Origin of the sequence: Streptomyces sp. DH12, from assembly GCF_020873895.1 — a bacterium.
GTDB lineage: Bacteria > Actinomycetota > Actinomycetes > Streptomycetales > Streptomycetaceae > Streptomyces.
Genome location: NZ_JAHWGT010000005.1, coordinates 163,707 through 181,888 on the forward strand (window position 1 = coordinate 163,707; position 18,182 = coordinate 181,888).

Here is an 18,182-nt window from a genome sequence, read left to right on the forward strand (position 1 = left end):
CTCGGCCGCATCCGGCATCCGGCGTCCGGCAGCTGCCGGACGCCGTGACCGGCTGTCCTTCCGCCCGCTCCGGGAGCGCCCCGGGGACATCACGATCCGGTCAAGAGCTGTCTCGGGGGTCTTGATTCACCAGCGTGGAATCGATTCCATGCTGGTGTCGGTGTAATCGATTCCACACGTGCCGGCCCCGCGCTCGCACGACTGATCCACAAGGAGGTGGAGCGGCGATGGCAAGCATCAAGGACGTCGCGGCGGAGGCCGGGGTCTCCGCGGCCACGGTCTCGCGCGTCCTGAACGACCACCCGTCGGTCAGCGCCGACGCACGCACCCGCGTGCTGGCCGCCGTCGAAGCCCTGGGCTACCGCCCGAACGCCGTCGCACGCTCCCTGCGCACCGACCAGACGCACACCCTGGGCCTGGTCATCAGCGACGTGCTGAACCCGTACTTCACCGAGCTGGCACGCTCCGTCGAGGAGGAGGCCCGCGCGCTCGGCTACAGCGTCATCATCGGCAACGCCGACGAGCGGCCCGACCTCCAGGACCACCACGTACGCAACCTCCTGGACCGCCGGATCGACGGCCTGCTCGTCTCCCCGACGGACGGCGGCTCGCCGCTGATGCTGGACGCCGCCCGGGCCGGGACGCCCATGGTGTTCGTGGACCGGTGGATCCCGGGCGTGGACGTGCCGGTCGTCCGGTCGGACGGGCGGGCCGCCGTGCGGGACCTCGTGGCGCACCTGCACGGGCTCGGGCACCGGCGGCTCGCGATCATCGCGGGCCCGGCGGCGACCACGACCGGCCAGGAGCGCGTGGCGGCCTTCCGGGAGGCGCTCGGCGCGTACGGGCTCGACCTGCCCGAGGCCTACACAGGGCAGGGCGACTTCCAGGCCGAGAGCGGTCGCCGGGTCACCGAGGGGTTCCTCGCCCTCCCCGAGCCGCCCGAGGTCGTGTTCGCAGCCGACAACCTGATGGCGCTCGGCGCACTGGACGCGGTACGCGCGCGTGGCCTGCGCGTACCGGACGACCTCGCGCTGGCCGCGTTCGACGACATCCCGTGGTTCGTGCACACCGATCCGCCGATCACGGCGATCGCCCAGCCGACGGGCGAGCTGGGCCGGGCCGCCGTACGGGCCCTGGTCGACCGCATCGAGGGACGGCCCGGCGAGTCGGTGACCCTGCCCGCCCGCCTCGTCGTACGCCGCTCCTGCGGCGAGAACCCCGGCGGGAACCCAGGCGGGAACCCAGGTGAGAACCCAGGTGAGAACCCAGGTGAGAACCCCGTGACGAACAGGAGCCGGTCGTGAGCGACGCGGACGAGTTGCTGCGCATCGAGGGCATGCGCAAGACCTTCCCGGGTGTCGTGGCGCTGGACGGCGTCGACTTCGACCTGCGTCGGGGCGAGGTGCACGTGCTGCTCGGTGAGAACGGCGCGGGGAAGAGCACCCTCATCAAGGTGCTCTCCGGCGCGCACACCCCCGACGCCGGGCGGATCCTGGTCGGCGGCGAGGAGAGGCGCATCCGGGGCGCGCAGGACTCCGAGCGGCTCGGGATCGCCACCATCCACCAGGAGTTCAACCTCGTACCCGACCTGACGGTCGCCGAGAACATCTTCCTGGGGCGCCAGCCGCGCCGCTTCGGCATGATCGACCGCAAGAGGATGGAGGCGGACGCCGAGGCCCTCCTCGCACGCGTGGGCGTGAACGTGCCACCCCGCGCGCGGGTGAGGGAACTCGGCATCGCCCGTCTGCAGATGGTCGAGATCGCCAAGGCGCTCAGCCTCGACGCGCGCGTGCTGATCATGGACGAGCCGACGGCCGTGCTCACCTCCGAGGAGGCCGACAAGCTCTTCGCGATCGTGCGCAGGCTGCGTGAGGACGGCGTCGGGATCGTCTTCATCACGCACCACCTGGAGGAGATCGCCGCCCTGGGCGACCGGGTGACCGTCATCCGCGACGGCCGGAGCGTCGGGCAGGTCCCGGCCTCCACACCCGAGGACGAACTCGTACGGCTCATGGTGGGGCGCTCGATCGAGCAGCAGTACCCGCGCGAACGGACCGACCGGGGCGCCGCGCTGCTGTCCGTCGAGGGGCTCACCCGGGACGGCGCCTTCCACGACGTCAGCTTCGAGGTGCGCGCCGGCGAGGTCGTCGGCATCGCGGGGCTCGTCGGAGCCGGCCGTACGGAGGTCGTACGGGCCGTCTTCGGGGCCGACGCGTACGACCGGGGCACCGTGCGGGTCGCCGGCACCCCGATCGCCAAGTGCGACGTCAACGCGGCGATGACCGCCGGCATGGGGCTCGTCCCGGAGGACCGCAAGGGGCAGGGCCTGCTGCTGGACGCGTCGGTCGAGGAGAACCTCGGCCTGGTGACGCTGCGGTCGGCCACGCGCGCCGGGCTCGTCGACCGCAAGGGCCGGCGCGAGGCCGCCGCGCGGATCGCCGGGAGACTCGGCGTGCGGATGGCCGGACTCGGCCAGCACGTGCGGACGCTCTCCGGTGGCAACCAGCAGAAGGTCGTCATCGGCAAGTGGCTGCTCGCCGACACCAGGGTGCTGATCCTCGACGAGCCGACGCGCGGTATCGACGTCGGCGCCAAGGTCGAGATCTACCAGCTCGTCAACGAACTCACCGCCGCCGGCGCGGCCGTCCTGATGATCTCCAGCGACCTTCCCGAGGTGCTCGGCATGAGCGACCGGGTGCTGGTGATGGCCCAGGGCCGGATCGCCGGTCAACTCTCCGCCGAAGAGGCGACCCAGGACGCCGTGATGGCACTCGCCGTCAGCACCCCGACGACCCCGAACACAACCGGAACGGAGGCCACCGGTGGCCACTGACACGCTCAAGAGCACGACGGGCGCGGGTGGCGCCTCGGGGGGCCTGCGCCGCCTCCTGCTCGACAACGGCGCCCTCACCGCGCTCATCGTCCTCGTCATCGCGATGTCGGCGCTGTCCGGTGACTTCCTCACGACGGACAACCTCCTCAACGTCGGCGTCCAGGCGGCCGTGACCGCCATCCTCGCCTTCGGCGTCACCTTCGTGATCGTCTCGGCCGGCATCGACCTGTCGGTCGGCTCGGTCGCCGCGCTGTCGGCCACGGTCCTCGCCTGGAGCGCCACCTCGGCGGGCGTCCCGGTCTTCCTCGCCGTGCTCCTCGCCGTGGCGACGGGCATCGTCTGCGGCCTGGTCAACGGCGTCCTGATCTCCTACGGCAAGCTGCCGCCGTTCATCGCGACGCTGGCCATGCTGTCGGTGGCCCGCGGCCTGTCCCTCGTCATCTCCGAGGGCTCCCCGATCGCCTTCCCCGACTCCGTCTCCCACCTCGGGGACACGCTCGGCGGCCTTCTGCCCGTGCCGGTGCTGGTGATGGTCGTCATGGGCCTGATCGCCGCCTTCGTCCTCGGCCGGACGTACATCGGCCGCTCCATGTACGCGATCGGCGGCAACGAGGAGGCCGCGCGACTGTCCGGCCTGCGCGTGAAGAAGCAGAAGCTCGCCATCTACGCCTTCTCCGGCGTCTTCGCCGCCGTCGCCGGTGTCGTCCTCGCCGCCCGGCTCTCCTCCGCGCAGCCGCAGGCCGCCGACGGCTACGAACTGGACGCGATCGCCGCGGTCGTCATCGGCGGCGCCTCCCTCGCGGGCGGTACGGGCAAGGCGTCCGGCACGCTGATCGGCGCGCTGATCCTGGCCGTGCTGCGCAACGGGCTGAACCTGCTGAACGTCTCCGCGTTCTGGCAGCAGGTCGTCATCGGCGTCGTCATCGCGCTGGCGGTGCTGCTCGACACCGCCCGCCGCAAGGCCGGGGCGACGCCGTCCGGGGCCGGCGCCGGCGGCGGAAAGGGCAGGCAGGCGGCGACGTACGCGCTCGCGGCCGTGGTCACCGTCGCGATCGTCGGCGCCACGTCCTTCCTGCACAACGGCTCGTCCGCCACGAGCGGCCCGAGGGTGGGCCTGTCGCTGTCCACGCTCAACAACCCCTTCTTCGTGCAGATCCGGGCGGGCGCCCAGGCCGAGGCGGAGAAGCGGGGCGTGGACCTGACCGTCACGGACGCCCAGAACGACGCCTCCCAGCAGGCCAACCAGCTGCAGAACTTCACCAGCGCCGGCCTCGACGCGATCATCGTCAACCCGGTCGACTCGGACGCGGCCGGCAACGCGGTGAACGCGGCCGGCAAGGCGAGGATCCCGGTCATCGCGGTGGACCGGGGCGTCAACAAGGCTCCCGTGGCCGCGCTCGTCGCCTCCGACAATGTCGCCGGCGGTGAACTCGCCGCCAAGACCATCGCCGACAAGCTGGGCGGCAAGGGCAAGATCGTGATTCTGCAGGGCCAGGCCGGCACCTCCGCCGCCCGCGAGCGCGCCCAGGGCTTCGCCAACGGCCTCAAGGCCCACCCGGGCATTCGGGTCGTGGCCCAGCAGCCCGCCGACTTCGACCGCACCAAGGGCCTCGACGTGATGTCCAACCTGCTCCAGGCCCACCCGGACGTCCGGGGCGTCATCGCCGCGAACGACGAGATGGCCCTCGGCGCGATCAAGGCACTGGGCTCCAGGGCCGGCACGTCCGTCCCGGTGGTCGGCTTCGACGGCACGCCTGACGGCCTCAAGGCGGTCGAAGGCGGCACGCTGTACGCGTCCGTGGCGCAGCAGCCGTCCCAGCTCGGCAGGATCGCCGTGGCCAACGCCCTGAAGGCGCTCCAGGGCGAGGAGGTCGAGGAGACGGTGAAGGTGCCGGTGAAGGTGGTCACGAAGGAGAACGTGGCCGGCTTCGCCGGCTGACATTCGGGGCACGGCCGGGCGGTCGTCCACCACGGGTGGCACCGCCCGGCCTGGTCACACACATGGGGAGACAACGCATGTACGACTACGACCTCCTGGTCGTGGGGTCGGCCAACGCCGACCTGGTGATCGGCGTGGAACGCCGGCCCGCTGCCGGCGAGACCGTGCTCGGCTCCGACCTGGCCGTCCACCCGGGCGGCAAGGGCGCGAACCAGGCGGTCGCCGCCGCCAGGCTCGGCGCCCGCACGGCTCTGCTGGCCCGGGTCGGCGACGACGCGCACGGCCGGCTGCTGCTGGACTCGCAGCGTGAGGCCGGCGTCGACACGGCGGGTGTCCTGGTGGGCGGTGCGCCGACCGGCGTCGCGCTGATCACGGTCGACCCGTCCGGGGACAACAGCATCGTCGTCTCGCCGGGCGCGAACGGCCGGCTCGCCCCGCAGGACGTACGGGCCGCCGCAGGCCTGTTCCAGCGCTCCCGGGTGGTCTCGGCCCAGCTGGAGATCCCGCTGGAGACCGTCGTGGAGGTCGTACGGAACCTGGCGCCGGACAGCCGCTTCGTCCTCAACCCCTCGCCGCCGCGCCCTCTGCCGCGGGAGGTGCTGGCGGCCTGCGACCCGCTGATCGTCAACGAGCACGAGGCGAGGGTGATCCTGGGCGGCTCCGCCGTCGGGGACGCTCCCGAGGGCTGGGCGCGGATCCTGCTGGCGAAGGGGCCGCGGTCGGTGGTGGTGACGCTGGGCTCGCAGGGCGCGCTGGTGGCGTCGGCGGAGGGCGTCAGCCGTGTCGCGTCCGTGAAGGTGGACGCGGTCGACACGACGGGCGCGGGCGACGCGTTCACCGCCGCGCTGGCCTACCGGCTCGGTGCGGGCGAGTCCCTGGCCCAGGCGGCGGCGTACGCGTCCCGGGTCGGGGCGGTGACGGTGACGAAGGAGGGCGCGCAGGCGTCCTTCCCGACGGCGGCGGAGGTCGCCGCCCGGTGAAGAGGGCCGGGATACTGAACCGCCACCTCGCCGGTGCGCTGGCCGAACTGGGCCACGGCGACGAGGTGCTGGTGTGCGACGCGGGCATGCCCATACCGGACGGCCCACGGGTGGTGGACCTGTCCTTCCGGGCCGGGGTGCCGGCGTTCGCGGAGGTCGTGGAGGGGCTGCTGGCGGAGCTGGTCGTCGAGGGCGCGACGGCGGCGGAGGAGGTGCGGCGGGCGAATCCGCAGGCGTCGAAGCTGCTGGACGGCCACTTTCCCGCGCTGCACCTCGTCCCGCACGAGCGCCTCAAGGAGCTGTCGGCGGGGGCCCGGCTCGTCGTCCGCACGGGCGAGGCACGACCGTACGCGAACGTGCTGCTGCGCTGCGGCGTCTTCTTCTGAGCCCCCGGGACCCACCCGACCGCCCCCCGGTCCCACCCGACCGGCCCCCGGTCCCACCCGACCGGCCAGGCCCGCCCGCGCGGTCGGCCCTCGCTGGGAGCCATCGGCGAAGGCGGTCCCGGAAGCCGTCACCGCCGTGGCGGTCGTCCTTCACACACTGAGGTCGGGAGGCGGCGGGGACGGCAGGGCGGTGCCCAGTGCGTGTGCGGCGCGCAGGACCAAGGCGTCCTGGTGGCGGGCCGCGACGAGCTGAAGGCCGATGGGGAGGCCGCTGTCGTCCAGGCCGCAGGGCAGCGTCGCGGCGGGCTGCTGGGTGAGGTTGAAGGGGTAGGTGAAGGGCGTCCAACTCGTCCAGTCGGCGTAGTCGGACCGCGGCGGCACGTCCACGCCGGCCTCGAAGGCCGTCAGCGGCAGGGTCGGGGTGACCAGCAGGTCGTAGGTGGTGTGGAAGCGCCCCATGCGGTAGCCGAGGACCGAGCGGATCCGGTCCGCCTGGAGGTAGTCCAGCGCACTGAGGTTCGCGCCTCGCTCGGCCGCCCCGCGCAGTCCCGGGTCGAGGAGCTCGCGCTGGTCCTGGTCAAGGTGGCGTGTCGCGAGGGCCGATCCGCTGCACCACAGGGTGCGAAAGGCCTCGGTGGGGTCCGGGGCATCGGGGTCGGCCTCCTCCACGTACGCGCCGAGGGCGACCAGATGGTCCACCGCGGCGCGTACCGCGGAGGCGACCGCGGCGCTCACCGCTGCCCGACCGCCGAGCGACGGCGAGTAGGCGATGCGCAGCCCTTCCACACCTTGGTCCAGGGAGCCGGACACGGCTGGCACGGGCCCGGTCTGAGAACCGTCACGCCAGTCCTCACCGCTGATCACGTCGAGGAGCAGCGCCGCGTCCGCCGCGTCGCGCGCCATCGGACCCAGGTGCGCGAGGGTGCCGTAGGGGCTGTGTGGGTGGAGCGGCACCCTGCCGAAGGTGGGCTTGAAGCCGAAGACGCCGCAGAACGACGCGGGGATACGGATCGATCCGCCGGCGTCCGTGCCCACGGACAGAGGGCCGCCCCCGAGCGCGACGGCCGCGGCGGAGCCGCCGCTGGAACCGCCCGACGTGCGCGCCGGGTCATACGGATTGCGGGTGACGCCGGTCAGGGGCGAGTCGGTGACCGGTTTCCAGCCGAACTCCGACGTCGTGGTCTTGCCCAGGAGTACCGCCCCGTGGGCACGCAGCCGGGTCACACACGGCGCGTCCTCGTCCCACGCGCCGTGCGGCGACAGGGTCCGCGAACCGCGCAAGGTGGGACCACCTGCCTGGAGCAGCAGGTCCTTGACCGAGACGGGCACCCCGTCGAGCAGCCCCTGCGGCTCACCGCGCTGCCAGCGCCTCTCGGATGCGGCCGCCATGTCGAGCGCCGGCTGCGCATCCACCCGCGCGAACGCGTTGACCAGCGGCTGCACCACGTCGATCCGGTCGAGCACCGCACGGGTCACTTCCACCGGCGAGAAGTCCCCGCGTGCGTAGCCCGTCAGCAGTTCACCGGCCGTGAGGCCGGTCAGAAGCGTCGGTGAGGTCACACGGCGAGAGCTACCACTTCCCGCCGACGCGTAACCTCGCCGCCGGCGGCTTCGCCCGAAGCTCCGGACCCCTTCCCGGGTCCTCCGGGTGGTGGCCGGTGTCTCGGCCAGGGTGGAGCAGGCGAGCCGGGGAGGCGCTTGGCGAGCGGTTCGCGGACGCATGCCCTCGTCGTACGGGCCCGTCGCGGAGCCAGGCGGAACAGTTCCGCCGCCGCCGGGCCCGGGACGAGGAGCACACCATGTACCCGCGCACACCCGTACTGTCCACCGCATCGCATGGCTCGCCCGCCCGCCGGACCGCCGCGGTCGTGCTGCTCGGCGCGACGCTGGCCGGGGTGGCGGGCGCCTCGGCGTCCGCCACCCCGGCCCCGCGACCCGCCCCGGTGTCGCCGGCCGCCGCCGTGGCGGAGGCGGACCCGCCGCTGTCCTGCCCGTCGGCGGCCTGCCGCCGGGTCTCCACCGAACTGGGTACTCCGCGCGGGGCGGCCCTGAACAGCACGGGGGAGTGGCTCTACGCGATCGACGACAGCCAGAACGACAACCTCTACCGGGTGAACACGCGGACCGGGGCACGGGACCGCGACCCGATCGCGACCGACGTCGGCAGCGCCATCGAACTGGCCGACGACCGCACCGCGTACACGGTCGCGTTCGGCCCGGACAAGCTGTGGCGGGTCGACCTGGAGACGGGCCGCAAGACCGAGGTCGCCACCCTACTCAACCCCATCGACCTGACCCTCGACGGCAAGGGCAAGGCGTACGTGGTCACCCAGCAGGGCTCCAGGACGCTCTTCGAGGTCGACCTCGCCACCGGGAAGGCGTCCGAGGTCTTCGTGGCGGAACGCAGCCTCGGCGCGGTGGTACTGGACGGCAGGGGCAACGCCTATGTGAACGAGCGGGAAAGTGACGTGCTGTACCGGGTGTCGCTGGAGACCGGCCGCAAGACGAAGATCGCCGACGGTGTCTACGCCAACTTCGTCATGAAGACGGACAGCGCAGGCCGGATCCATTACGTCACCAACAACGAGGGCGGCAGTCTCCGACGCGTCGACCCCTCCAAGCCGGCCCCGGTCACGCCGGAGACGCTGGTCACGGGTCTGGGCAAGCCGTACTCGCTGGACTTCGACCCCTCGGGTGCGGCACTGGTGTCCGACCGCCAGACCGGCACGCTGTGGCGGATCACCCATGTCCTGTCGGCCGCCCACACCGCGAGGGTGGTCTCGGCCGGTGCCGGAGCGAAGGTGGTCGCGGGTGGTTTCGCCACTCCCGCGGTGAAGCTGGAGAACACCGGGAAGACCCTGATCGGCGCCGAGCGGGTGACGGTCACCGCGGGGCGGGGTACGAAGATCTCCTCGTCGCGCATCGGCTGGTGGGCGAACGGCGCCACCCACACTGCCGACTGCACCCGCTCCGCGGACAAGACGACCCTGACCTGCGACAAGGTGGAGCTGAACCTCGCGCCTGGCGAGCAGGCCCAGGTGTGGGCTTCGGTCAAGGTCGACACGGGCCTGCCGGTCGGTACCGACCTGAAGGCGACCTTCGCCTTCGGGTCGCCGGTCTTCGCCTCCGGCGACAGCACCTACAAGACCAGCACCGGCTGACACGGCGACGCCCCCCGGCTCGTGCCGGAGCGGACCCGGAACGACTCCGCGGACCGGACCCCGCCGGGCCCGCACCATGTGGTCGAAGTCGCCACGGCGTACCGGGAGCCGGACGGCGGCCCGCCCACGTCCGAACGGGTGCCGGCGGCGACCATCCCTGCCGGGCGACCCGGGGCGATCCGGGCCCGCCGGAAGGCGGCGCGGGGCACCACCTCCCGGTGCCGTCAGCCGGGGGGCCCGCACGGCGGCGCTGAACGCGCCGTGCGGGCCCCTGTCAAGACCTCAGCACTTGTCGCCGACGGCGTCGATCTTCTTCCCGAATCCGGTGTCGTAGCGGGCGGCGTAGTGCCCCTTGCTGACCGTGCGGCAGGTCTTCTGCCCGCCACTCCAGTCGATGAAGGCGCCGGACCGGTTCGCGATGAAGGAGTAGGTGTGATCGCGCCAGGACCCAGGCAGGTCGACGTATCCCCCCGTCCAGTTGTACTGAGCGCCGGAGTAGGAGACACCGGTCCACAGGCAGATCGCGTTGGAGGGGCACACCGCGTTCGTGGTGCTCGGAACCGCCTGCGCGGTCTGGGTGGTGCCCAGGGTGGCCAACGTCAGGACGCCGGCGACCAGGAGTGTGCGCATGGGCTTGCTTGCCTTCAACTCGGGACTCCTCGATGTTGGACCGCCGGTTTCCGGGGCTTTCCGCGGGCGACCCCGGCCGGGCGGTGCTGGATGCACCACCCGACGGGAGTTCGTCCGCGATACGCCCCGCCGCCCCGACGGTCTGCGACGTTCCGCGCCCCTGGGAGATCCGGAGGACGCGTCCCCTGTGCGTGCCGGGTTTCCCGGGCGGGGACCCCCTCCCGGACACGCCGAACGCCATGAATGCTCCGGGCTGCCGGCACCGGCGGCCACGCCCTTAAGCAATGACTTAAGGGCCTCCGGCCGCGCTGCGCGCCGCTACTCGTTTCCGGCCAGCAGTTCCCGGCCCAGGGCAGTGGCCAGGTGCAGTACGGAACCACCGCGCCGGCTGGTGGTGATGAGGCGCGCGTCGCGCAACGCCTTGGTGTGCTGGCTGGCGGCCGCCAGGGAGACACCGAGTCGCGCGGCCAGTCCAGTGGTACTGCAACCGTCGGCGGCCACGCGCAACGCGGCGGCCCGGGTACGTCCGAGCAGGGCGCCCAGCCGATCGTCGGTCACGGAACCCCCGGGATGCCACAGCGCGGCACCGGTGGCCGGGTCGGTCACCGCGGGCACCGTGAGCCGCGGCACCGAGGTGTCGTCGTACGGGTCGTACAGCAGGCTGAACTCACGCCAGGAGAACAGGGTCGGCACCAGGACCAACCCCCTGCCGCCCAGGTGGACCTCGACCGGGCGCGGGTAGCGGACCTCCAGCACGGGCGGGCGCCAGCGGACCAGCGGAGGGCTCAGAGCAGTCAGCACAGCCTCGACGCCCCCGTCCAGGAACGTGCGGGCGTACTGCGCCCGTACGGCGTCCAGTCGCGACCGGGAAGCCGCCCAGTACGGTGCGACGGCCACCCGGTGACACGCCACGAGGCCGGCCGCCAGCAACCGCCGGGCCTCGGCGTCCCCCTCGGCGACGGCCCGCGCCCATGGCATGTGGGCCGATCCGACCGCGACGGGCTCCAGCTCGCGGCGAACCCGGGTGCGCGGAGCCCGCAGCAGAGCCTCCGCCGCGTGGTCGATGTCGGGCGAGTCCCCGGCGAGCGCCAGCAGGTCGAGGCCCGGGCCCCGCGCCGGCAGCAGCGTCGTGAGCGGCCCGGCGTCCTCACCGAGCCGGCCGGCCACCGTGGCGCGCCACCGTCGAAAGGGCAACGGGACGGAACGCCGACCCAGCATCTCCAGGCTGTAATACGTCTCCGCGGCGGCCCCGATGGTACTGGCCACCCGGGTGCGGGCAAGATCCTCCGCGGTGAAATGGATGCGCAGCACCACAGACCTCCGTCACGGAGCGGGGGACACCGTCAGCTCGGTGCCGGTCCCGGCTGCCGCCTCCGTGGCGACCGTGGCATTGTCAGACGGTACGAGGGCGGCCTGCAACGCCCTTTCCGGACTTTTCACCATGGGGTGGGCCCCGAGGCGTCGGGCTCACCCGAGAGCCGCGCCTCGGCCCCCCGACAGACGAGTGACCGGGTGCACCTGGCAGCTCTGCTCGATGCGCTGGGGCTGCCGGCGGCGGAGTCCTGACCGAGCGACGACGACCCCCGGCCAGGGTTCGGCCGCCCTCACCGCGTGAGGGTCAGGCGCTGTTGCGCCCGGCGGTCCGGCGACGGCGGACGACGAACACCGCCCCGGCGCCCGAGGCCACGGCGGCGGCGCCCGCGAGGGCGAACCGGGGCAGCACCGAGGAGGAACCAGTCTCGGCGAGGGAGCCGTCCGTCTCGCCGTTCGAGGCACCGGCCGCGGCGGGGCTCGCACCGCTCTGCGGGGTGCTGCCGGAAGTGGACGGCACGCTCGTGGCGGGCGCGGGCGCGGGCGCGGCGGTGGCGGTGGCGGGTGCGGTCGGCGTGGCGCCGGCGCCGGGGGTGCCGGGCGACGGCGCGGGCGTACCGCCGGTGCCGCCGCTGCCGGCCTTCCTGGCGTCCTCCAGGGCCTTCTCGGCGGCCTGGAGCGCGGTGAGCGCGTCCTTGGTGGTCTTCTTGAGGACGGGAAGCTGCTGGACGAGCCGCACGCGGTAGTCGGACAACGCGCTCCGGGCGGCGGTGCTCCTGGCGTCGGCGGCGGTCTTCGCCGCGGCGGCGGCCTCGGCGGCCTTCCGCGCGTCGTCGTGGGCCTTGAAGGCGGCGACCCTCTGGTCCTCCGTGGCGTTCGGGTCCTCGACGATCGCCTCGACGGCGCCCTGGGCATCGGTGACGGCCTTGTCCGCGGCGCTCTTCGTCGCGGCGGCCCTCCCGGCGTGCGCGCGCGCCGCGGTGGCCGCGACGGCGAGCGGGTGGGTGGCGTCGTCGAGCTCGGCGTCGAGGACCCTCTGGTACTCGGCTTCGGCGGCGAGGGCGGCGTCGTACCCCTTCTCGGCCTGGACGACGGCCTGTTCCAGCTCCGCGACGGACGCCGCAGTGGCGGTGGCGACCCGGGACACGGCGACGAAGGAGCCCGGGTCCGCGAACGCGGGCGCGGCGCAGAGCAGCAGCACGGGCGTGACGGCGGCGCAGGTGACGGCCGTCGTGACGGCACGGCGGATCTTCACAAGTCCCCTTTTCCGGAACGGAGGACAGTGGCGGATGCGGCCGCCCTGGGCAGGGTGTCGGCGTCGGTCGTGCGTCGAACCCCCGTGGCTCCACGCACAGTGACCGGCGCAGCGGTGCGCCATGACGACCAGCCCGACGATCGTATGCGTCGGGCGTCCCGGCGCCACCTGGGGCCCTCCCGCGCCTGGGGTGCCCCGGCAGGACCACGGCTGCCGGCGCCTGTCATGCCCGCACGCCGGTGCCGCACCCTCCTACCGCCGGGCGGCGTAGGGGGCCGCGCGGCCGGCTGCCGCCCGCCCTGGAGCCGCGACGTCAGGCCTCCCGGGGAACCGGCGCCGGCACCGACCCGGGTGTGAGCAGGCACGTCATCGTGGCGTGGTCCGCTTACCTGGTCGGTGGGTGTTTGCGCCGGGGGTCCAGCCGGTAGTCGGGACAGTCGCGGTTCTGGCACGCGCCGGGGCCCCATTCCGGAACGAAGACGCCGAGGGTCTTGTGGCGGTGGACCGCGGCGGGGACGGACTGCTGGCACGTCGGGCACGTGTACGTGTCGACCTTACGATTCGTCTTGACCATTTCTTTACGATATGCCGGATTTGCCGCCACGGAAAGTGGTCGCCCTTCGCGCCCCTCGAATCCGTCCGACCCCTCCGACTCCTCTGACTCCTCCGACTCCTCCGACTGCCCCGGCCTCTCCGGCGTCTCCGGCGGTGCCAGCGCCCTGGGGCGCTGGGCCGGCCGAGCCCCGGGCGGTCGGGAGGCGTCCGCGTCCGCCACGGCGGGCGCACCACCCGCCGGGCCGCCCCCTGCGGCCGCGGAGGCGTCCCGCCGGTCGTCGCCGCCCTGCGGAGTGGCGGCCGGAGGCGGCCTGGTGAGGCTGAGCACGACGGAGGCCGCCAGGACGACGACGATGACGGCGAGGCTGATCGGCGAGGGGATCTCCGGGATGTCCGGGCTGACCACCTTGTGGGACGCCTGCAGGATGAGCTTGACCCCGATGAAGGCGAGGATGATCGCCAGGCCCTTGCTCAGGTAGTGGAAGCGGTCCAGGAGCCCGGCGAGCATGAAGTACAGGGCACGCAGGCCGAGAATCGCGAAGGCGTTGCTGGTGTAGACGATGAAGGCGTCGTCGCTGACCGCGAGGACGGCCGGCACGCTGTCGACGGCGAAGATCAGGTCGGCGGCCTCGATCGCCGCGACCACCGCGAGCAGCGGGGTCGCCACGCGTCTGCCGGCTTCCTTGACGAAGAACTTCGTCCCGGCGTACTGGTCCGAGACGGGGACGATCTTGCGGAGCATCCGTACGGCGAAGCTGTTGCCCGGGTCGAAGCTCTCCTCCTCGTCCCTGAGGAGCTTGTACGTGCTGTAGAAGAGGACCGCGGCGAAGGCGAACAGCACCGCGGTGAAGCGGCTGACGACGGCGACGCCGAGGGTGAGGAAGACGCCGCGGAAGACCAGGGCGCCCATGACGCCGAGGAAGAGCACCCGGTGCTGGTAGGCGCGGGGCACCTTGAAGTAGGCGAAGATCACGGCGAAGACGAAGAGGTTGTCGACGGACAGGCTCTTCTCCAGCAGCCAGGCCGTCGTGTACTCGGTGCCCGCCGTCGTGCCGAGGACGAGGAAGACGACGGCGCCGAAGACCAGGGCCAGGCCCACCCACAGGCCGCTCCAGGCGGCGGCCTCCTTGAAGCCGATGACATGCGCCGTGCGGTGGGACAGCAGATCCACCGCCAGTGACACCACCACGGTCGCGGCGAAAGCCCCCCACAGCCACAGCGGGACCTCAAGCACACCGAACACCCTCGTCATGGCCCGCGCCGGGGACGCGGGGCTCGTATACCGAAGTGTGCGCCGCCGCACCCTCGGGCGCATCCGGAGCGGCCCGGGGAGGGCCGCCCCGGCGGGCGCCGCGTACGGGTACGCGGTCGGGCTCCGGCAGGGCCGAGTACCGGCGGGGCGGCAACCGTTCTCGACTCAGCGGCAACTGTCGAGCAGCCCGTCCCTCACGGGCACCCCCCACACCCGTACAGATTGGGAATCACGCATGACACAGCTGCACGGCCACGGCAAGGCGCGGCACCGCAGAAAGAGGACGGTCCTGCTGTCAGGGATCCCGCTGGCGCTGGTCGCCGCGGGGGCCATGGCCTACGGCACGGCTTTCGGGGCGTTCGGGGAGGACGCGCGACCGAAGGCCGCGGCGGCGCCGCCGAGCGCGCCCGCCCAGCCCGGTCCCGGGCGGGTGACCGGCGACGTCGTCGTCCACGACCCGACCATGCTGCGGGCCCCCGGCGGGCGCTACCTGCTCCACTCCACCCACGGCTACCTGGAGGTCCGCACCTCCACCGACCGGGTCTCCTTCAGCCGCGACGGAAACGCCTTCACCAAGCCGCCCCGTTGGTGGTCGCGCTACTCGGCCGAGAACGACCCGTGGGCACCCGACCTCTCCCATCACGGGGGCCGGTACCTGATGTACTACTCCGTCTCCACGTTCCATTCCAACGCCTCGGCCATCGGCCTCGCCACCTCCACGACCGGCACGCCGGGCAGCTGGAAGGACCAGGGCATCGTCCACTCCTCCACGGCCGGCAGCGACTACAACGCCATCGACCCCGACCTGTTCGTCGACGACGACGGCACGTGGTGGCTGGCCTTCGGCTCCCACTGGAGCGGGATCAAGATGATCCGCCTCGACCCGCGGACCGGCAAGCAGCACCCGGGCGACACCACCCGCCACGCGCTCGCCTCGCGCTCCGAGGCGCCGAGGGCGGTGGAAGGCCCGACCGTGGTCAAGCGGAACGGCTACTACTACCTCTTCGCCTCGTACGACACCTGCTGCGCCGGTACCGCCTCCACCTACAAGATCAAGGTCGGTCGGGCCACCAAGCCCACCGGGCCCTACCACGACCGCGACGGCGTGGCGATGAACAAGGACGGCGGCACCGTGGTCATGGCGTCACACGGATCCGTGATCGGCCCCGGCGGGCAGGACATCCTGCGCGACGGCGGCAAGGACCTGCTCGTCTACCACTACTACGACGGCAGGGACAAGGGCGCCCCCAAGCTCGGGGTCAACCTGTTGAAGTGGAGCGGGGGCTGGCCCACCGCGTACTGACCGGGCTCTGCGGCGAGGAGGCGGCGGTTCGCGCGAGGACCGCCCGCGCGGCCCCCTGTGCCCGGGAGACGGCCCGACCCGCGCCGGTACGTCCTGCCCACTCCTCGCCGCCTGGCTGCCGCCGTCCCGCCGCCATGGCGCGGACGAGCGCCCCGGCCGGCAGTGACACTCCCGCCGTCACCGCGCTCCCTGGCCGCGCCGCGACGCTCCATGCGAGCCTGCTGCCACGTCAGATGCCGTACACGACGACCACGGGTCAGCAGGTGCCGCCGTCGGACCCGCGAGAGTCGGAGCGGGGCTGCCTCCGGCCGCCGGTCGGCGCACGGCAGCGGGGACACCCCCTAGGCTGCCGTTCGGTCGGCGAGAAAGGGAGTGCGGTGGTGGACACGGCGGAGCGGTACCGGCGATTCGCGACGGCGGAGGCGCGGGGTCATTCCCCGACGTACGAGCGGCTGGCCACCGCGATCGCTGATCTCCCGGACCTGTTGGCGCTCATCGACGAACTGCCGCCCGCCAGGCGGCAGCCCAATCTGCTGCTGGCCGCGGTGCGTTTTCTGGGCGGCCCGGTCGATGACGTCGCCGCCTTCCGGGAGTGGACCCGAGTCCACTGGGCCCGGGTCCGCGCCACGATGCTGGAGCGGCGGACCCAGACCAACGAGCCGGGCAGGTGTTCCGTCCTCCTTCCCGTGCTGGCCCGTCTGCCCCAGCCGCTGGCCCTCATCGAGGTCGGTGCCTCGGCCGGGCTCTGCCTCTACCCCGACCGCTACCGCTACCGCTACGACGGGGGCACCGCGCTCGGCCCGTCGGACAGCGCGGTCGTCCTGGAATGCGACACGACCGGCGCCGTTCCGCTGCCCGCCACACTGCCGGAGGTCGTCTGGCGAGCCGGTGTCGACCTGAATCCGCTCGACGTGGCCGATCCCCAGGACGCCCGCTGGCTGGAGTGCCTGGTCTGGCCCGAGCAGCACCAGCGACTGGCCCGGCTGCGGGACGCCCTGCGGATCGCGCGCGTCGAGCCCCCGACTCTGGTCCGCGGCGACCTCAACGGGACCATCCGCGACCTGGTCGCCGCCGCCCCGGGGGAAGCCACCCCGGTCGTCCTCCACAGCGCGGTCCTCGCCTACCTGCCGCCCGAGGAACGCGAGACCTTCACCGCCACCATGCGGGAGCTGGGCTGCCCCTGGATCTCCAACGAGGCCCCCGGCGTCCTCCCGACCGTGGACCGCCGGCTGCCCGCCGGTCCTCCCTCCGACCGTCTGCTGTTCACCCTCGCCCTGAACGAGCACCCGCTCGCCCGCACCGGCCCGCACGGTCAGCGCCTGGAGTGGCTGCCCGCCCGGACAGCCCCGTGAACGAGCAGCTGTCCGCCACCCGGCGTCTTCCCACGCGAGGACGCGCAACAATCGGCTGGCGCGCTCGGACGCGGTGGGCCGGCGCCCGTCCCGGGCCGACCGGGTGGGCGGCGAACGGCCCCGCCGCCCGGAGCGTCAGCGGCCCCTCGGACTGTCGCGCCACGTCGGAGGCGGAGGGCAGGGGCGGACCACCCGCCGGCGGGCTCGGCGCCTGCGCCGTCGCCGCACCCGCCGTATCCGGGCTCGGGGCCCACGAGGCACTCAGGCCACAAGCGAGGGGGGCGAGGGACAGCCGCTTCCGCTCGTGACGTGCCGTGCGTGGTGGCCGTCGGCCTGCGGCGCCGGCGGGCGACCGTGGCGGGGCGTCACGGCGGGGGTACGGCGGCCCGTACGGCGTGGTGGACGGTGCGTGCCAGGCGGGCGCCCCATACCGACCGCGGCCCCGCGAAGGAATGGAGCTCCCGGCCGGGGCGCGGACTGCGCGCGGCGATGACGATGGCGTCGGTGGGAGTGCCGGAGCAGTCGTATCCGGCGTCGAGCAGGGCTTGGACCTTGGCTTCGGTGGCGGTGGCCACCGCGTTGACGAGGGCCGCGTCGGTCAGCGCCACGGGGAGCGCGGCGATCACGTTGATCGTGCCGGGCGCTGCCGGCCCGTGGGTGCCCTCCGCCGGGGACGCGGCCCACCCGCGGACCGTCACGCCCGCGGTCGCGACCGCTTCGGTGCCGCCGTCGTCTGCGACGGCGTGACGGGAGACGTCAGCGGCCGTCATCAGCCCGACCCCCGCCCCCCGGGCGCCGGCATCGCGGGCGAGGGCGGCCAGGTGCCGGTCCGGGTCGGTACGCCGGTAGCCGTGCGAGACCTGGGCGTTCAGGACCCAGGCGCGCTCCCCGATGCCCCCGCCGAGGACCGCGCTGCTGATCATGCGCCAACCCGGGCCCGCACGCCACAGCAGGGCGTGCAGCCGCTCGCCGTCCTCGACCCGGACCAGCCGCTGCAGGGACAGGACACCGGCGGCACGGGGCGGCGGGATGACGGCAGCCAACGGTCCGGGCTCCTTTCGGGCGGCGAGGGACCGGCTGATCGTACTGGGAGGCCGTCGACGTCCTCGCCGTGGTGTACGTGATGCGCGGTGCGGTCACCCGCCGGCATCCGCCCGCCGAGGCCCGCCGCCACGTCTCCGACGTCCTGCGCGGCCGGCCCCACCAGCCGGACCTGGTCACGGCC

General features: G+C 73.3%; 13 protein-coding genes and 1 pseudogene. 8 read left to right on the forward strand and 6 right to left on the reverse strand.

The annotated features are described in order from the left end of the window. Nucleotides 1-227 precede the first annotated feature (227 nt). From LPA54_RS06435 to rbsD, 5 genes are all read left to right on the forward strand, one after another. Nucleotides 228-1,304: a LacI family DNA-binding transcriptional regulator gene (locus LPA54_RS06435; RefSeq protein ID WP_228974658.1), complete on the forward strand. Its 1,077-nt coding sequence runs from the start codon at nt 228-230 to the stop codon at nt 1,302-1,304. After that, nucleotides 1,301-2,833, forward strand: a complete 1,533-nt coding sequence (locus LPA54_RS06440; RefSeq protein ID WP_228974660.1) for a sugar ABC transporter ATP-binding protein — start codon at nt 1,301-1,303, stop codon at nt 2,831-2,833. Before LPA54_RS06435 ends, LPA54_RS06440 begins: the two co-directional genes overlap by 4 nt. Further along, nucleotides 2,823-4,772: a substrate-binding domain-containing protein gene (locus LPA54_RS06445; protein WP_228974662.1), complete on the forward strand. Its 1,950-nt coding sequence runs from the start codon at nt 2,823-2,825 to the stop codon at nt 4,770-4,772. The genes LPA54_RS06440 and LPA54_RS06445 overlap by 11 nt, the downstream gene beginning before the upstream one ends. A 77-nt stretch (nt 4,773-4,849) precedes the next feature. Beyond that, a complete protein-coding gene (locus tag LPA54_RS06450) occupies nt 4,850-5,752 on the forward strand; it encodes a ribokinase (protein ID WP_228974663.1) in 903 nt (300 codons plus the stop codon). After that, nucleotides 5,749-6,138 carry a D-ribose pyranase gene (rbsD, locus tag LPA54_RS06455; protein WP_228974664.1) on the forward strand — a complete coding sequence of 130 codons (390 nt, stop codon included), beginning with the start codon at nt 5,749-5,751 and terminating at the stop codon, nt 6,136-6,138. The genes LPA54_RS06450 and rbsD overlap by 4 nt, the downstream gene beginning before the upstream one ends. A 150-nt stretch (nt 6,139-6,288) precedes the next feature. Here rbsD and LPA54_RS06460 read toward each other — a convergent pair whose 3' ends face one another. Further along, a complete protein-coding gene (locus LPA54_RS06460; protein ID WP_228974665.1) occupies nt 6,289-7,698 on the reverse strand; it encodes an amidase in 1,410 nt (469 codons plus the stop codon). Between the two features lie 239 nt (nt 7,699-7,937). On the opposite strand from LPA54_RS06460, the gene LPA54_RS06465 reads away from it, so the two are divergent. Continuing rightward, complete coding sequence (locus tag LPA54_RS06465) at nt 7,938-9,299, forward strand: DUF5050 domain-containing protein (protein ID WP_228974667.1); 1,362 nt, start codon at nt 7,938-7,940, stop codon at nt 9,297-9,299. A 282-nt stretch (nt 9,300-9,581) separates the two neighbouring features. Here LPA54_RS06465 and LPA54_RS06470 read toward each other — a convergent pair whose 3' ends face one another. The 4 genes and pseudogenes from LPA54_RS06470 to LPA54_RS06485 all read right to left on the reverse strand — a co-directional run. Beyond that, entirely contained in the window at nt 9,582-9,929 is a 348-nt protein-coding gene (locus LPA54_RS06470) for a peptidase inhibitor family I36 protein (RefSeq protein WP_228974668.1), read from the reverse strand. A gap of 318 nt (nt 9,930-10,247) precedes the next feature. Beyond that, complete coding sequence (locus LPA54_RS06475; RefSeq protein ID WP_228974670.1) at nt 10,248-11,240, reverse strand: helix-turn-helix domain-containing protein; 993 nt, start codon at nt 11,238-11,240, stop codon at nt 10,248-10,250. 307 nt (nt 11,241-11,547) lie between these two features. Beyond that, nucleotides 11,548-12,495, reverse strand: coding sequence for an LAETG motif-containing sortase-dependent surface protein (locus LPA54_RS06480; protein WP_228974672.1), 948 nt, complete (start codon nt 12,493-12,495; stop codon nt 11,548-11,550). An 853-nt stretch (nt 12,496-13,348) separates the two neighbouring features. Beyond that, nucleotides 13,349-14,284: pseudogene (locus LPA54_RS06485) on the reverse strand (TerC family protein); the annotation flags it as partial. Nucleotides 14,285-14,537: 253 nt separating this feature from the next. Between LPA54_RS06485 and LPA54_RS06490 the strand changes: the two are divergent. Both LPA54_RS06490 and LPA54_RS06495 read left to right on the forward strand, forming a co-directional pair. Next, complete coding sequence (locus LPA54_RS06490) at nt 14,538-15,605, forward strand: arabinan endo-1,5-alpha-L-arabinosidase (protein WP_228974674.1); 1,068 nt, start codon at nt 14,538-14,540, stop codon at nt 15,603-15,605. A gap of 377 nt (nt 15,606-15,982) precedes the next feature. After that, nucleotides 15,983-16,957, forward strand: a complete 975-nt coding sequence (locus tag LPA54_RS06495) for a DUF2332 domain-containing protein (RefSeq protein ID WP_228974675.1) — start codon at nt 15,983-15,985, stop codon at nt 16,955-16,957. 365 nt (nt 16,958-17,322) lie between these two features. On the opposite strand, the gene LPA54_RS06500 is transcribed toward LPA54_RS06495, so the two are convergent. Next, the gene (locus LPA54_RS06500) at nt 17,323-18,000 is read right to left on the reverse strand and encodes an adenosylcobinamide amidohydrolase (protein ID WP_228974677.1); all 678 of its coding nucleotides are present in this window, start codon (nt 17,998-18,000) and stop codon (nt 17,323-17,325) included. Nucleotides 18,001-18,182 lie beyond the last annotated feature (182 nt).

What these genes read in the sequence shown, in the direction of transcription:
- LPA54_RS06435 (WP_228974658.1), top strand. Translation starts at nt 228, where the DNA reads ATGGCAAGCATCAAGGACGTCGCGGCGGAGGCCGGGGTCTCCGCGGCC.
- LPA54_RS06450 (WP_228974663.1), top strand. Translation starts at nt 4,850, where the DNA reads ATGTACGACTACGACCTCCTGGTCGTGGGGTCGGCCAACGCCGACCTG.
- LPA54_RS06465 (WP_228974667.1), top strand. Translation starts at nt 7,938, where the DNA reads ATGTACCCGCGCACACCCGTACTGTCCACCGCATCGCATGGCTCGCCC.
- LPA54_RS06470 (WP_228974668.1), bottom strand. Translation starts at nt 9,929, where the DNA reads ATGCGCACACTCCTGGTCGCCGGCGTCCTGACGTTGGCCACCCTGGGC.
- LPA54_RS06490 (WP_228974674.1), top strand. Translation starts at nt 14,538, where the DNA reads ATGACACAGCTGCACGGCCACGGCAAGGCGCGGCACCGCAGAAAGAGG.